Here is a 15,625-nt window from a genome sequence, read left to right as displayed (position 1 = left end):
GACAAACATGAAACAGACTCCCAATAAACTTCGATCAAATACATTTGTCCAAGGCGGTTTTCTTTTTACGGTATCGAATCTGCTGGTCGGACTCATTAATTACTTCTTTAATTTTCTGGCAGGGCGGGCGCTGGGGCCGGTGGGTTACGGCGAGATTGCTGCCATGTTTTCATATATCGTGATTCTGAATATTCCGATTGGTGTCATCAGTATGCTTCTAATTCAGAAAATCGGTGCAGCCGAAGATCCTGAAAGCTATACGATTGCATTGCAGAAATGGCTGAAACTAAAACTCAGAAGATGGTGGTTTTTGCTCGTACTTATGCTTGCCGTGACGCCTTTTGTCCCGGGTCTGACGAATCTGACACCCATTGCGGGATATGCACTGCCGCTTCTTTTATTGCTTGCATTTCTAGGGGCTTTTTACAACGGAGCGATTCAGGGACTGCACCTATTTGCCTGGTTTTCCGTTCTCAGTATTCTGGGGGCAATTATCAAGCTGGGAGGAGCGCTGTTTGCTATTGCCGGTATCGGAGGTTTGAAGAGTGTCGTTTTACTTATTGTGCTTTCAACAGTGATATCATTTATACTCGGAGTCGTGATATTCGAAAGGCATATCCGGGGAAAGGTTGCCGATGTACCTGATAAGCTGAAAAGGATTCGGGATATTTTCAAAGACAAACAATTGTGGTATACCACAGGGGCGACTGGAATTCTTACGCTTTTGAACAATATCGATATTATTTACGTGAAAAAGATGTTCCCGGCAGAGGAAGCCGGGATCTTCGGAGCATGGGCATTGTTTGCAAAAATGGTTTTATATGCGATCGGTCCTTTGCTGACACTCAGTTATATTTTCTTCTCCAGCAAAAAGAATGAAAAGTATCATCATGCAGTGTTCATCGGGATGTTTCTTCTTTTTATTGTCGGCGGAATTGCCGCCAATCTTTTTTACGGCATGTTCGGACGGCTGATGATTGAGTCACTATTCGGAGAAAAGTTCTTAAGTCTGTACCCGTATATTGAATGGGCGAGTCTGTTCGGTATCGGGTACGTGATGATGATGTTTATGATGAATTATTTTCTGGCAAAAAAAAGTATTGTATCGCTCGTTCCGGCAATTCTGTTTCCGGTATATCTCGGCGCTTTGATTTTCTATGCTGATCAGCTTGTTGAGGTAATGTATGTTGATACGGTGTTTACTTTTGCCACAATAACTGTATTTCTTTTGGTATTCTTCAAAAACCGTATGGAATACCTATTTCATCTCTTTAAAAAACAATAACTCTTGCAGGAAGTGAATAAAAAGGTTAATCTGAAAGCATACTATGGATAGAATTATGGAAAAGCGCCCCTCATTACAACATTGGGTATGTGTGTTACTGATCGCCTTCTTCACAATAACTTCAGCAGCTCAGGTGAAACTGTATGCAGCAGAGGACACTGAGCCGCCGACAAGCAGCGCGACATTAATTGGGAACTGGGACGGACTGTATTACAAATCACCAGTCGAAGTTAGTATCTCAGCAACAGACAATCCGTCCGGTCAAAATCACGGCGTCGCATATACAGCGTACAGAATTAATTCCGGAGAATGGTCTGCTTACACTGAGCCTTTTGTGATAGAAAGGGAAGGAATTCATATCATTTCCTATTTCTCAGAAGATCGTGCCCGCAATCCGGAACCAGTCAAGACAGTGCAATTCGAAATCAATTTTAATGCGCCGACTCCCACTCCCACTCAAATACCGGCACCGACGCAGGGAGCATTTGCAACATCCACACCGACACCTATTACTACACCTACGGTAGTACAGGGAGTATCACCGTCTGTAATTCCGACTCAATCAGCAGCGTCTTCCGGTCAGGCTTACCCGGCATCATTCCCGTACTACCGAAGCCCGACCAAAACACCAACCCCGACTGCTGCAAAAGTACTAACATTCACAGCAAGCAGGCAGACAGCACCTGAGACAATATCCTCAACCCGCGTAATATTTTCACCTACTCCTACAGCTCCTATCGTAAATGAGTCTGTAAACACTGCGGATTATGAAGAACCTCCAGCGGTTTTAGGGACATGGACCAGTGTAAATGATGACCGACCGGAATCATCCGGACCTTTGTTCATGCTAATACTTGCCGTCATGACACTGGGAGTGTATATCGCTTTCGTATACTATTATTACTCAAAAATCAACAATTGAGTGATACGTACTTCATTGAATAGGCCGTTGAATTGAATCAATCACGAGTAATCCTTTAAAACGTGCCGTATACTTTCTCCACTTTAAGATTGTATAATTACATAACAAATAAGTAAACATCTGCAGACATCCCTTGCATTCACAAAAATATTTATCTAATCTAATGATATGAAAAATAATGTTATACAATTACACATACATTTATTAACCATTATATTTATTCTTTTTTTCTCTCCGCAGGCACATGCAGCTGAAGTAAAATCGTATAAAGTGACTGACGCCCGGGAGTTTGTCGGCGATCCGTATCTCCCGACTATTCTGTATCATACGACAATCCCTGTCCCGTGGAAGTCGGGAAAAGTACTTCTTTCTATGAATCCTGACGGTACGGGTTCGGCAGATGTCGGAGTACAACTGGAAGTGTACGGCAGTGACACCTCGAAGCGGTTTATTTACGAAGGCGGTTGTGAAGAAAAGCCGATGCCGCCGCTTGATATTACTCATCTCATGGGACCGAAATATCCCCACTTGGGATATGCTGATTCTCAGGTTTTTATTCGGTACAACAGAAAACTGTGTGCTAACTGGATAAAAGAAAATAACGTATCAAAAATATATTTTAATATCAGTCCTTTGTATATTGCTCATTTTGATGACGAATCAGAACAGGTTGCTCCTTTTCTACGATTGCCGTGGGATTATGAAAGTACGGGAACGGCTTTTCAACAATCTGCTTTTTCAATTTCTTCCTTTTTTGACCACCAATATCCGTTATTAAGCAGCGGTTTGGCAGAGCCTACAGAATTTGAGGCGACAATTACAGAATTTGACGGAACAAAATCACAAAGAGAATACTCAAGCCATGACGGATACGATTGGTCGCGAAAGGCAGACATAGTTTTGAATACTCCCGTTCTTGCCGCAGCAAACGGGACTGCGACATACAAACAGTGGGGGAACTGCGGAAATATGATTATGATTGATCACGGGAACGGATTTCAGACAAGATACTGTCATCTTTCTTCAGAAGATCTCATTACATCGGGTTCTCCAATAACGGTAATTGCAGGACAAATGATCGGACGCGTCGGTATGACGGGGAAAACAACCGGTCCGCATATCCATTTTATGGTCGTTCAGGACAAAAATAATGACGGCAATTTTGATGACAACATCCCTGACGGTCTGCTCGATCCCTTCGGATGGCAGGGGAGTGAAGTAGATCCTTGGGAGGGGTATTCATTCGAGTACAACGGGCTTTCACGGACCGGGAACAAAAGTCATTATCTGTGGACTGAGAAGCTGGCAGGCGGGACGTATACTCTCACTGCTGACGGCAAAAAATATATTGTGGGGGATAGTACCGTCGAGTTTCCGATGCAGATTGTGAGCCATGATATGATCGTCCGCTTTCGGGAGCTTCCTCCGGCTCCTGCCGTTACGGTTGATGATATCGTGAATGGTACTCTTCATAATCTTTCAAACAGATTACGGATCGAACTTGAGGACGGATTCGGAAATATTATAAAAACATTTGATAAATATCTCACAATTACCATTCCCGTCGTTTCCGAAGATCTTTCAAGATACAAGAAAGATACAGTTTCAGTCTATTCCAGTGACGACGGCACCACCTGGCAGAAAGAAAGTTCATATTTTGATGGCACAACAAATACTGTAAGAACGGAAGTAAATCATCTGACTGACTTTGTAGTGATGGGCGAAAGGATAGATTCCGTTTCTCCGATAACAACCATTCAGATAGACGGGACAATACTCAATGAGTCCTATTTACCCGGCGCCGTTATCAGTTTTTCCGTAATTGACGGGCCGGCAGAATCACTGGGAGTAGAGAATACCTACTACCGAATCAACGGAGAGGAAATGCAGGTATATACAGAGCCGTTTATGTTGGAGGACGAAGGCATGTATGAGTTCGAGTACTTCTCGGTTGACCTCGACGGTAATGAAGAACATATAAAGAAATCATCAATAACAATACAAAATCCTCCGCCAACGCCGACACCCACACCGAGAGCAACACCTACAATGACGCCGCTACCGACAATCACATCAGCGCCAACCAAAAGTCCATATCCCATTGTGACCGATCAACCGAATAAGAACAAAGAAAAAAAGCAGAAAAAAGAAAAGAAAAAAAATAAAAATCCAAACAAAATAATCAAACAATACTATCAGTACCTTATCCAATACATATATCAGTATCTTTTCAGGTATTGATAACTGTCACGCATTTCTGTAATCTTAACCATATAACTACATAACATGAAAAAACAAAAGCCACAAAAGAATGTAACATTTCTCGGAATTGTAATTCTGATATTGCTTCTTTCCGCAGTAGCCTGGTTTGTATCCTCACCGAAAAAGGAACCTGAGTCCACGGTCACAAAATCTTCAGAAGTTGAGCACTTTACCTCGGAAAACCTTGAGATATCTTTCGATGCCAAAACACCGGTTCTCATGAAAGATCTGTGGACAAATGTGGTCCTTGATTATGACGGGAAGGAAATCGTGATCGGACGATCAGGTTCTGATTATCAAAGTCTGAGAGAGTATCTTGATCATCTTATTGAAATAAATCACCTCGATGCAATAAGTCAAGAAGAGATAACAATAGATGATTCTCCGGGTATTATTTTGTTTACTCACACTACAGACGGTGATTACCCTACTTACTACGTGATCAAGGATGGTTGGGTATTTTCTCTGTTTACCGTTCATCCCGAACTGTTTGATGACCTCGATATGGTAGCAAAGACGTTTAGGTATCATCCCGAGAATTAGGCCCAGCTAATTCTTGTATAATATCCTCATGGCAGAGAATACGGCGCACTTCTTGTCCCTCATCATTCCCGCATATCGGCAGGAAAAAACAATCGTAGAAAATGTGCTTTATGTAAAGAAAGTACTCGATACTATCAGATATGACTATGAAATAATTGTGGTCGTGGACGGAATGGTCGATAAAACATTCGAGAAACTGAAAAAGAAAAAAATCCCAAAAGTCAGAGTACTGGCTTACAAAGAGAATAGGGGAAAGAGCTATGCTATACGCCTCGGCATGCATGAATCACGAGGCGATTATGTGATGTTTTTGGACTCCGGGATGGAGATAGACCCGAACGGTATCTCGATGCTTCTTGAGCATATGGAGTGGTATGAGGCCGATATCATTGTCGGTTCCAAGCGCCATCCGGCATCCCGTGTCAATTACTCACTTCAACGCAAAATCCTCAGCTTCGGCTATTATTACTTTGTCAAGCTTTTGTTCGGCGTGAATGTCAAAGATACCCAAGCCGGTATCAAAATATTCAGAAAAGAAGTATTAAAAAAAATCCTGCCGAGACTGGTAGAAAAGAAATTCGCTGGAGATCTCGAAATTCTCGTTGTAGCAAAACAGACGGGATTCAAACGTATATACGAAGCCCCGATAAAGTTGGATTATACCTTAGCGGAGCTTACTTCCGCTGCGACAGTACGATCTATACAAGGGATATTTGTAGATACCCTTGCCATTTTTTACCGAAGATATATCATGCAATATTACTCACGACCCCGCACTCTCTTCAAACCTCCGGAAAAGATTATTAGAGTAAAATAAGGTATGAAAAAGCCGCTCGTTTCGATTTGTATCCCGACACACAATCGATTGGAATACCTCAAAAAATCTCTCAAATCTGCACTTGATCAGACCTATGACAATATTGAAATTGTCATATCTGATAACAGTGAAAATAATGATACAAAGAAATATATCGAAAGTTTAGACAATAAAAAGATACGTTATATTAAAAATAAAATAAATATTGGACCATTTTTAAACTCAAATCAAGTAGTATCCTTATCTAAAGGAAAATATGTGAAATATTTGTTGGATGATGACCTATTGCATTCAAGTTGCGTTGAAAAGATGGTAACTATTTTTGAAAAATTTCCGAGTGTGGGAGTGGTAATGGCGCCGCTTAATATTATTGATACCCGTGGAAACGAAATAACTCCCCGTTTTTATTTCGTAAGACAAATGCATAACCTGTATCGATACAAAGATCAAAATATGCTCGTTCCAAAGAAGAAGATTATGGAAGATTTCTTAACGAAAGTATATCCTTGTTGCGTGCCAACTGGGTATATGTTTAGAAAATCGTTGTATGATGAATTGGGAAAACCGGATGAACAATTTGGTTATATTGGCGATGTCGAGCTTTGCATGAGTTTTGCTACAAAACAAGACTTTTATTATCTCGATGAGTACTTATCTTCGTGGAGATATTCTCCTACATCTGAAACTGTATCAATACTTCATAAAAAAGGAACAGTACTCGATATCTTTTACCGTGTCACACATAAATATCTTCATTACACTAACAACATACAGAAAGCATATTTTTTTGCCAGTAAAAGAACCGTTATCAATATAATTGCTGGCATAAGGTCAAAAAATATACCACTCATCATTGAGACGATTAAAACAATTCTGTATAATGACCCATACATTTTAAACAAACTCTATCTGCCTTTCGATATACTGTTTGAAGTATTAAAATCTTTTATTCCATATGAAAAAAAACGATAAAATCTATGTCGCAGGAGGACAAAGCGGACTTGTCGGGTCAGCAATTGTTCGTGCTCTCAAGAAAAAAGGATTTACAAATATCATTACAAAAACAAGAAAAGAATTGGATCTTTTGGAAAAAGATCAGGTAGAAGCTTTTTTTAAAGAAAATAAACCTGATTATGTATTTCTCGCAGCCGCTATGGTCGGAGGCATTATGGCCAATAAAACAAGAAAAGCAGAATTTATATATGACAATCTCCAGATTCAAAATAACGTCATTCATGCTGCATGGAAATATAAAGTAAAGAAACTTATATTTCTAGGCAGTTCGTGTATCTATCCCAAACTTGCTCCTCAGCCAATTAAAGAAGAATACTTCATGACCGGTCCTCTTGAAGAGACAAACGATGCCTACGCTATTGCGAAAATAGCAGGAATAAAACTGTGTCAGGGTTATCATGAGCAGTATGGGTGCAACTTTATTTCCGTCATGCCTACTAATTTATACGGACCTCACGATAATTTTGATCTTGTGAGTGCGCATGTTCTTCCTGCACTTATTCATAAATTTTATCTAGCAAAAAAAGAAGGTCAAAAAGAAATTCAATTGTGGGGAACGGGCAATGCATATCGTGAGTTTATGTATGTTGATGATATGGCCGATGCCTGTCTTTTCCTTATGGAGACCTATGACCGTCCTGACATTATAAATATCGGGACAGGCGTTGATCTGACAATCCGAGAACTTGCAGAAATTGTAAAAGAAACCGTAGGTTTTGAAGGAAAGCTTGTCTGGGATACATCAAAGCCTGACGGGACACCAAAGAAACAACTTGATGTTTCTAAACTTTTGTCACTCGGATGGAAGCCAAAAACTGATCTGAAGGAAGGAATTAAGATCGAATACGAATGGTTCCTTAATAATTATTTACACAAGTAAGGATGATCATAGCAAATCTGACCGGCGGACTCGGAAATCAGATGTTTCAGTATGCATTCGGACGGGCAACTGCAGAAAGAAACAAAACTACCCTCAAACTTCATTTTACAAACGCACTTTTGAATACTCCCCGTGAATTTGAACTTGATTTATTCAATATCACAGGGTCAATTGCAACAGAAGATGACCTTAATGCAATGCGTATTATTCAGAATCCTGCACTGAATCGTATTTTGTATCTTTTGGATGAACGTTTTGGCATACAATTTAACAGACATATTATTACTGAGCAATTTCCGTACAACTATAGTGAACAATACCGTCAAATACCTGATAACAGGTATCTGCAGGGTTACTGGTCACATACCATGTATTTTGAACATATAAGAGATATCTTATTTCAGGAGTTTACACCTAAAAAGCCTCTTGATGAAAAAAATAAAAAGATTGTTGAGCAAATGAGAAAAACAAATTCAATCAGTCTTCATGTCCGAAGGGGGGACTATATCACGAATAAAACCGGACCGAGATTTGTCGGAATAGAGTACTATAAAAACACAATAGATGATATGAACAGTAAGGTGAAGGCTGCAACATACTTCGTCTTTTCGGACGATATTGCTTGGTGCCAAAAGAATCTCTCACCGTTGCTACCTAACGTCGTATTTATCGATCATAATACCGGACGGGATTCATATAAAGATCTGATCCTTATGAGCAACTGTAAGCATAATATCACGGCAAACAGTACATTCAGCTGGTGGGGGGCATGGCTCAATCCGAATAAAAATAAAATTATTATTTCACCTAATCCATGATCAAACTTATCAAATCTACTTTTTATAATGAAGAAGAAACGAATAAGAAAATATGCAACTTTATAATGAACGCGAAGCAGCTTAGTATTGGGCCGGAGTGCGAAAAATTCGAAAAGAACTTTGCGAAATATCAGGGAAGGAAGCATTGTGTGTTTTTCAATAGCGGAAGCTCCGCAAATCTCGCCATCATTCAAACGCTCATGAATCTGGGACGGATTAAGAAGGGTGAGAATGCCGGATTCTCGGCACTTACCTGGGCGACCAACCCCATGCCGCTAATCCAGCTTGGACTGGATGCCGTCCCTCTTGATGTTGAACTGGATACGCTGAATGTCTCAAGCTCCAAACTATTGGAAGTGCTGAAGTGGCATCCGATAAAAATTCTTTTTATCACCAATCTGCTCGGTTTTTGTGATGATATCGACAAAATAAAAAAAATTTGCGATGAAAGAAAAATTATTCTTATTGAAGATAACTGTGAATCACTGGGAACGGTTTATAAAGGCAAATTACTTGGCAATTACGGGCTTGCCAGTACGTTTTCCTTCTTTGTAGGTCATCATATGTCTACAATTGAAGGCGGAGCAGTCTGTACTGACGATGAAGAAGTAGCAACGATGCTGAAGCTCGTGCGTGCTCACGGTTGGGACAGAAATCTTCCTGAAACAAAACAAAACCAGCTTAGAAAGCAATACGGAGTGGAATCAACTTTTTATTCAAAATACACATTTTATGATCTCGGCTACAATCTTAGACCGACTGAGATAAACGGATTTATCGGTAATGACCAGATTCAATACTTAGATACTATTGTCTCAACAAGACAGAAGACTTTCAAAAAATCGCATCAAAAATCTTTAAAAATACCAAGAAATATTATCCTCTCAGATACAATCAAATTGAGACTTTGTCCAATTTTGCAGTACCTGTGATCTGTAAAACACAAAAAATAAGAGATCGACTGATTGAGAAATGTGAAGGAAAAATTGAGATCCGACCGATTGTAGGAGGAGATATGACTAGACAGGCATTTTTCCATAAATACATGCCCAAGTATTCGGATATTCTGGGAGAATCAAATGCCAAACTCATCAATATGAACGGCCTCTATTTCGGGAACAACCCTGAACTGACAAAAGAAGAGATCGAAACCATTATTGAAGTTTTTGGTGAATAATATGAGGCTTTTTTTGGTCGATCCGCATGATGGAAGATTATATAATGATGGTCTTTTTGATACATCACTTGATCCGAACTTTATTGTTTGGCAGCAAATTCGAACCTTCCTGCATAAGAAAGGAATAACAATAGCTACTGTCGACCGTTATCCGTTAAACCAAGCCGAACGGATCTACTTTCTTGATCATAATATATTTACTTTTAAATCAAATGGACCAAGCCATTATCTGCAAAAGTGTATATCCGAAGATATTCCAAAAGATAAACTATATTTAGTAATAACCGAATGTCCGATTATCAAACCGGAAAGCTGGCTTCCTGAAAATCACGAACACTACGGAACAATTTACACGTGGAATGATTCGCTTATCGACAATAAGAAGTACTTTCACTATCGCTGGATACAAAATCTTAATGGAACTTTAGAAGATCTTCCTTCATTTTCTGCAAAGAAGCTGCTCACACTAATTAATGCGCATAAAACAAACTATAATCCGAATGAGTTGTATTCTTTAAGGATTAAAGCGATTCGATTCTATGAAAAGCATTATCCCGATGACTTCGATTTGTACGGAATCGGCTGGGATAAACCGCTCAATATTAAATTTGTTTATTCTGTATTGAAGGGAAATTTCATGAAAGTTCCGAAATTCATGCAAGACTTCGTCTTATCATATATAGGTTACCCATCATACCAAGGATCCGTGGAAGATAAGATTTCAACTTTGAGTAAATATAAATTCTGCCTGTGTTTCGAAAATATGGAGAATATCGACGGATATATTACTGAAAAGATCTTTGATAGCTTAAAGGCCGGTTGCGTACCGATATATCTTGGAGCACAAAATATTCAAAAATATATCCCAACTGAAGCCTTTATCGACTTCAGAAACTTTTCCGGCTTTGAGGATCTGACTAAGTATTTGCTCTCTATGAAGGAAGAAGAATATAATAATTATATTGATGCAAGAAACAGTTTTCTGAAAAAGGGAACAGAACAGTGGGATTACAAACATTTTGCAGAGGACATCTTTTTACATGAATGATATTCTTAGCACTTCAATCATACGATTTATCAGAAAACGCTATCCTTATTTGATTTTCTTTCTATTGTCCTTAGCCCCTTTTGCGTGGCACAGTAATTTGTTTCAAGTCCAGTTTATCGGCTCAGCCGATTATTTATCACCGTATGTCACACAGGAATGGATAGCTCAGACAACCAGTGTGTACGGACCACAGGTCGGCGGCGGAGGAGATTATGCATATCTTCTGGCATATTTATTCTTATATAACCTTCCAGTCCTGCTTCTCCATACTCTCGGAATGAGCGGGCCGGTAATTTCCATATCAATATTGGCGACAATGCTTTTTGTTTCTCAACTTTCAATGTATTTATTTGTGAAATATGTGATTCAGGAGAAATTACAACAGAAAAATATTTCCATATCTCTAATCACGACTTTTGGAGCTGTACTTTACGGATTTTCGCCCTACCTTGTAGGAATAATAGCCCCCGGTCATATTTTCCAAATATATTCTTATATGACCTTCCCTTTAATTCTTTTATTTACAGATAAGTTTCTTTCATCAAAAAAGTACAAATTGAACTATTTAATTTCTATTTACTACATTTTCTTTTTATCATCGCCTGCTTTTGCAAATATCGGGATTTTATATGTCACATTTCTAATACTTGGAGGGTATTATCTTCTATTTAACATCTTTAATAGAAAAAAACTCATAATAACTACTGTCAGAACCTTTCTTATCTTTCTATCTGCTATCTTTGCGAATATCTGGTGGATACTCCCATATGCAGCAAATTTCGGAAAAGCCGTAACGATTAATCAGGCATCAACTACAATCAACGAAGTAGTGAATACTGCTGTCAAGCATGCGTCTGTTACAAACATTTTCTTCGGAAGGGCAGAGAGTTTATTCTTTGAAGGGCTAGGAAACACATTCTATTCCAACGGAATAATATTCCTTCTGTTTACAGGTTTACTTCTTCTCGCGTTTGTACCGTATATTACAAAAAATGCTAAAAAGGGATACCTTTACCTGCTTTCTTTGCTCCTTCTACTCGGTGCCTTTATTACCAAAGGACCGAATGATCCTTTCGGATTCCTGTTCAACTGGATGTACTATACAATCCCGGGATTCCAGATTTTCCGAAGACCCGTAAGTAAATTTTACTGGTTCTTTTTACTTATTCTCATTACCTTAGCAATAATCGGGGCTGCTATCATTTTAACTAAAACGAAAAAGAAGACTGTCGCACGTGTAGTCATTGGATTTTTGACAACAGTATCCGCATATTTTGTCATTGCATTTTTTCGGACACCTCTTCTTATCACCTTTAATGTTCCCGATTATTATGATGATGCAAAGCAGTATCTTGAACAAACCCATGCTCAAAGAATTTTAATATTACCGGGATTTTATGGTACCTATCCCACGTATAACGCAACTGTCAACAAATATTATGGAGTAGATTTTATTCCATATCTATGGCCCTATCAAATTCTTGAACCGAATAGTTCCGATTACGGAGTGGGATCACCAACAAAAAGTAGAGTAAACGAAATTGTTAGTAGAATTCAAGATAATAAATCTGTTTGCGATCTGACAAAACGGATGGGAATTTCACACATAGTAATCAAACAGGATATTGATGATGCCTCCCTTACTGAAGGTTCCGCAGGAGATTTCCTCTCATCACTACAAAAATATCCTGAAATATCTGATATGAAAGCGTATAACGGAATTATAATTCTGAAATTACAACAGAGATGTGCAGGAATAGAGTTAATATCCGTTAATTCAGAACCGGTGAAATATCGATCATTAGGACTTTCAACAATACAAATCACTACAGAAAGTAAGCAGGACATTAGTAAACTGGTGCTGATTAGTAATGAAACAACTCAATGGCATGCATACACAGTTTCGGATACACAAAAGTACCATCCAATATTGGCACTTTTTAATTTTTATCCTGAAGCGAAAAAAGTAAAATCTGCGGATGGAACAAGAAATATATGGGAAATACCTCCATCTAATAATGATGAAATTATGATTCTCCAGTATCAGGCTCAGGCATACTTTTTAATTGGTTTTTGGATACTAATTGCAACACAGTTAGCCATCGTTTCTCTGGTATTATATGGACATGCTCAAAGAAATCATAAGGAATCTGGCAAATAACATTATTCTTTCTCAGGCAACACTTCGAGGTAAGTTTTGGAGCATTTTTCTCAAGTCTGCCGGGAAAGGAATACGAATAATGCATGGATGCCGCATCCTTGCACCCGGTGGAGTAGCAATTGGCAAAAATGTCTACATCAACCATAATACCGATATTTATGGCCAAGGTGGAGTAGAAATTGGAGATTATGTACTTATCGGACCAAACACTAATATTCTGAGCGTCAACCATGCCTTTTCTGATTGGGAAAAGCCTATCACAGAGCAGGGAATCACAACCAAGAAAGTAACTATTGAAGAGGATGTATGGATATGTGCTAATGTGACAGTCATTCCCGGCGTCCGAATCGGGAAAGGGTCGATTATTGGAGCAAATGCACTAGTTGCTAAAGATGTAGAACCGTATTCAATTATGGGGGGAGTACCGGCAAAGCTTATTAAGAAGCGCTTCTCTGACAAAATTATACAAAAATTACTCAAAGAAAAGAGAAAATAGTTCAATCATAGAACCATTAAATGTTGCTGACTTGAGATCTCCCCATGTCGACTGATCGCTAATAGAATAGTGAATAATCGTTTTATCTTCATACTCAGCCAAGTCTACATCTGCAGCACTTAGACCTTCCGATCCGTCCGGATCAGGCAGGAGGAAAGGTATTGCACTCGTTTCCCAGGTCATAAGGTCCGTTGATTTTGCAATACGGGTAATATATTGCTTGCACTCCGGGCAATTGGGATCATAAAAATGTTCATCTCCTAAAAGCAAATAGTACGTGCCGTCAAGATGTCTAATGGTCGGGCAGGCAACATAGGTATCATTTCCATAAACTGCATACTCGTCCATCTGCCACTCATCCAGAGTCCACGAGCGAAGAAATCGGATCGAAAAAGGTGTTCTGTCTTTTTCATCAGTCTCAAGTGCCATAACATACACACCATTATCTTCATCTTTAGTAACTGACGTATTAAAAAACCGCATATTTTCATTTGCTTTAAAAACACTTCGCGGACCAGTAAAATCTTTCAAATTCTTGGTTTTGATTTCAAATACTTCTGATTTCCCGAATACTGTCCAGTCTTTCGTACCGTAAATATAAAGAGTATCTCCGTCTACAAAAGCACTTGCAAGACTCAATTGGTCGCCGAAATGCGGTGAGATTTTTTCTCTTTTTTCATGATCATAAATTACTAAACTATGTTTTTGCTCAGCATCGTTTCTGTCCGATATAAGGTAATAGAGTTTTCCTTTCCATACAAAAGGTGAACTTTCCATATACTTATCACTGAATAATTCACCTTTTTCTATCATTTCTTTGCGAGCAACAGAAACTGTGCTTATCTGCTTATTATTTAAATTTTGTATATAGTAGAGAAGTGTTCCAAGCAGTATTAAAACAAGGATTGCAATAACACGATTTTTATCAATCCTCATTGGTGACGCTTAATAAAAGTTTGTAACGTCCTTAAGATATATGTTACTTGTTGTTCTTTTATCCCCGGCCAGACGCCGAGCCAGAATGCCTGTTTCATGACGACATCAGCGTTTTTGATTTTGCCGACCACCCGTTTCTTTTTTAAGTTTAGATAAGCCGGATGTCTCAACAGATTCCCTGCAAATACATTTCGTGTCCCGATCTTATTATCCTCCAGGTAGTGTGTAAGTTCATTTCGCGTAAACGGAGCATCTTCTTTCACAATAACAGGAAATCCAAACCAGCACGGATCTTCTTTTCCTGAAAGTTCAATGAGTTGAAAATACTCAGGATAGTTGCTGAAAAAGGCATGTAGCTTTTTATAATTTTCTTTTCTTGCTTCAATAAATCCGGGAACTTTATCGATCTGAGCGACCCCGATTGCTGCCTGAAAATCGGTGAGCTTTACATTAAAACCGATCTGAGAGTAAATATATTTGTGATCATACCCGAACGGAAGATCTCCAAGCTGCCAACCAAAGCGTTTTCCGCAGGTATTGTCCTGCCCAGTATCACACCAGCAGTCCCGACCCCAATCCCGAAATTGCCGAATCGATCGGTGGATGAGCGGATTGTCTGTGATAATCGCGCCTCCTTCACCCATAGTCATTTGATGGGCAGGATAGAAACTGTATGTAGCGATATCTCCGAATGTTCCGACAAACTTACCGTCATAACGAGACCCTAAAGCGTCACAGCTGTCTTCAATAAGCCAAAGGTCATGCTTTTTAGCGAGATATTGGACTTTTTCAAGGTCAAACGGAATCCCCAGAGTATGAGCCATCATAATAAGCTTTGTCCGTGGTGTAATTGCTTTTTCAATCTGATCCGCATCCATATTGAGAGTCTTCAAATCAACATCAACAAATACCGGAGTAAGGCCGAATTGAATACCCGGATTGACTGTTGTGGGGAAACCTACTGCTGCCGTGATAAATTCATCACCTTTTTTCAAAGCCCGTTTGCCGAATACTGATGAGGTAAGAGAGTAGAGAGCTATAAGATTGGCAGAGGATCCTGAATTCACCAATGAAACATAACGACGTCCCATGAAATTTCTGAATTTTCTTTCGAATTCCTTGACAAAACGCCCTTCTGTCCACCATGCGTCTTTTGAGGCTTCTATAGCATTATCAATCTCTTTATGATCATACACTTTTCCTGAGACGGGAATGTAGGTTTCACCTGAGTTGAAATTTGCTTTATTCATATAGACTGGAAAACTC

The 15,625-nt window shown here is 39.2% G+C and carries 13 protein-coding genes and 1 pseudogene; 12 read left to right on the top strand and 2 right to left on the bottom strand.

Features of this window, described 5'->3' with window-relative positions; all coding sequences use genetic code 11:
* The first annotated feature begins 7 nt into the window (after window positions 1-7).
* The 12 genes and pseudogenes from IPM65_05035 (at window position 8) to IPM65_04980 (ending at window position 13,423) form a co-directional block, all read left to right on the top strand.
* Window positions 8-1,285, top strand: coding sequence for an oligosaccharide flippase family protein (locus tag IPM65_05035; protein QQS43488.1), 1,278 nt, complete (start codon window positions 8-10; stop codon window positions 1,283-1,285).
* Window positions 1,286-1,340: 55 nt separating this feature from the next.
* Complete coding sequence (locus IPM65_05030) at window positions 1,341-2,207, top strand: hypothetical protein (GenBank protein QQS43487.1); 867 nt, start codon at window positions 1,341-1,343, stop codon at window positions 2,205-2,207.
* Window positions 2,208-2,375: 168 nt separating this feature from the next.
* A complete protein-coding gene (locus IPM65_05025; GenBank protein ID QQS43486.1) occupies window positions 2,376-4,448 on the top strand; it encodes a M23 family metallopeptidase in 2,073 nt (690 codons plus the stop codon).
* A gap of 45 nt (window positions 4,449-4,493) precedes the next feature.
* Window positions 4,494-5,012, top strand: a complete 519-nt coding sequence (locus IPM65_05020) for a hypothetical protein (GenBank protein QQS43485.1) — start codon at window positions 4,494-4,496, stop codon at window positions 5,010-5,012.
* A 28-nt stretch (window positions 5,013-5,040) separates the two neighbouring features.
* Complete coding sequence (locus IPM65_05015) at window positions 5,041-5,829, top strand: glycosyltransferase (GenBank protein ID QQS43484.1); 789 nt, start codon at window positions 5,041-5,043, stop codon at window positions 5,827-5,829.
* A gap of 48 nt (window positions 5,830-5,877) precedes the next feature.
* Complete coding sequence (locus IPM65_05010; protein QQS43483.1) at window positions 5,878-6,801, top strand: glycosyltransferase family 2 protein; 924 nt, start codon at window positions 5,878-5,880, stop codon at window positions 6,799-6,801.
* Entirely contained in the window at window positions 6,785-7,723 is a 939-nt protein-coding gene (locus IPM65_05005) for a GDP-L-fucose synthase (protein ID QQS43482.1), read from the top strand. The genes IPM65_05010 and IPM65_05005 overlap by 17 nt, the downstream gene beginning before the upstream one ends.
* A gap of 2 nt (window positions 7,724-7,725) precedes the next feature.
* Window positions 7,726-8,541, top strand: coding sequence for an alpha-1,2-fucosyltransferase (locus IPM65_05000; protein ID QQS43481.1), 816 nt, complete (start codon window positions 7,726-7,728; stop codon window positions 8,539-8,541).
* Window positions 8,538-9,718, top strand: a pseudogene (locus tag IPM65_04995) (DegT/DnrJ/EryC1/StrS family aminotransferase). Before IPM65_05000 ends, IPM65_04995 begins: the two are co-directional and overlap by 4 nt.
* A 1-nt stretch (window position 9,719) precedes the next feature.
* Window positions 9,720-10,766 (top strand): hypothetical protein, encoded by a 1,047-nt coding sequence (locus tag IPM65_04990; GenBank protein QQS43480.1) that lies wholly within the window; start codon window positions 9,720-9,722, stop codon window positions 10,764-10,766.
* A complete protein-coding gene (locus tag IPM65_04985; GenBank protein ID QQS43479.1) occupies window positions 10,759-12,927 on the top strand; it encodes a hypothetical protein in 2,169 nt (722 codons plus the stop codon). Before IPM65_04990 ends, IPM65_04985 begins: the two co-directional genes overlap by 8 nt.
* The gene (locus tag IPM65_04980; protein QQS43478.1) at window positions 12,893-13,423 is read left to right on the top strand and encodes an acyltransferase; all 531 of its coding nucleotides are present in this window, start codon (window positions 12,893-12,895) and stop codon (window positions 13,421-13,423) included. Before IPM65_04985 ends, IPM65_04980 begins: the two co-directional genes overlap by 35 nt.
* Here the strand turns inward: IPM65_04980 and IPM65_04975 are convergent.
* Window positions 13,400-14,200 (bottom strand): hypothetical protein, encoded by an 801-nt coding sequence (locus IPM65_04975; protein ID QQS43477.1) that lies wholly within the window; start codon window positions 14,198-14,200, stop codon window positions 13,400-13,402. The two genes, IPM65_04980 and IPM65_04975, sit on opposite strands and share 24 nt — an antisense overlap.
* Before the next feature lie 155 nt (window positions 14,201-14,355).
* Window positions 14,356-15,609: a lipopolysaccharide biosynthesis protein RfbH gene (gene rfbH / locus IPM65_04970; GenBank protein QQS43476.1), complete on the bottom strand. Its 1,254-nt coding sequence runs from the start codon at window positions 15,607-15,609 to the stop codon at window positions 14,356-14,358.
* Window positions 15,610-15,625 lie beyond the last annotated feature (16 nt).

This window comes from Candidatus Roizmanbacteria bacterium, assembly GCA_016700135.1.
Classification (GTDB): domain Bacteria; phylum Patescibacteriota; class Microgenomatia; order UBA1406; family GWC2-37-13; genus UBA1450.
This window is presented reverse-complemented; position numbering and strand designations above follow the sequence as displayed.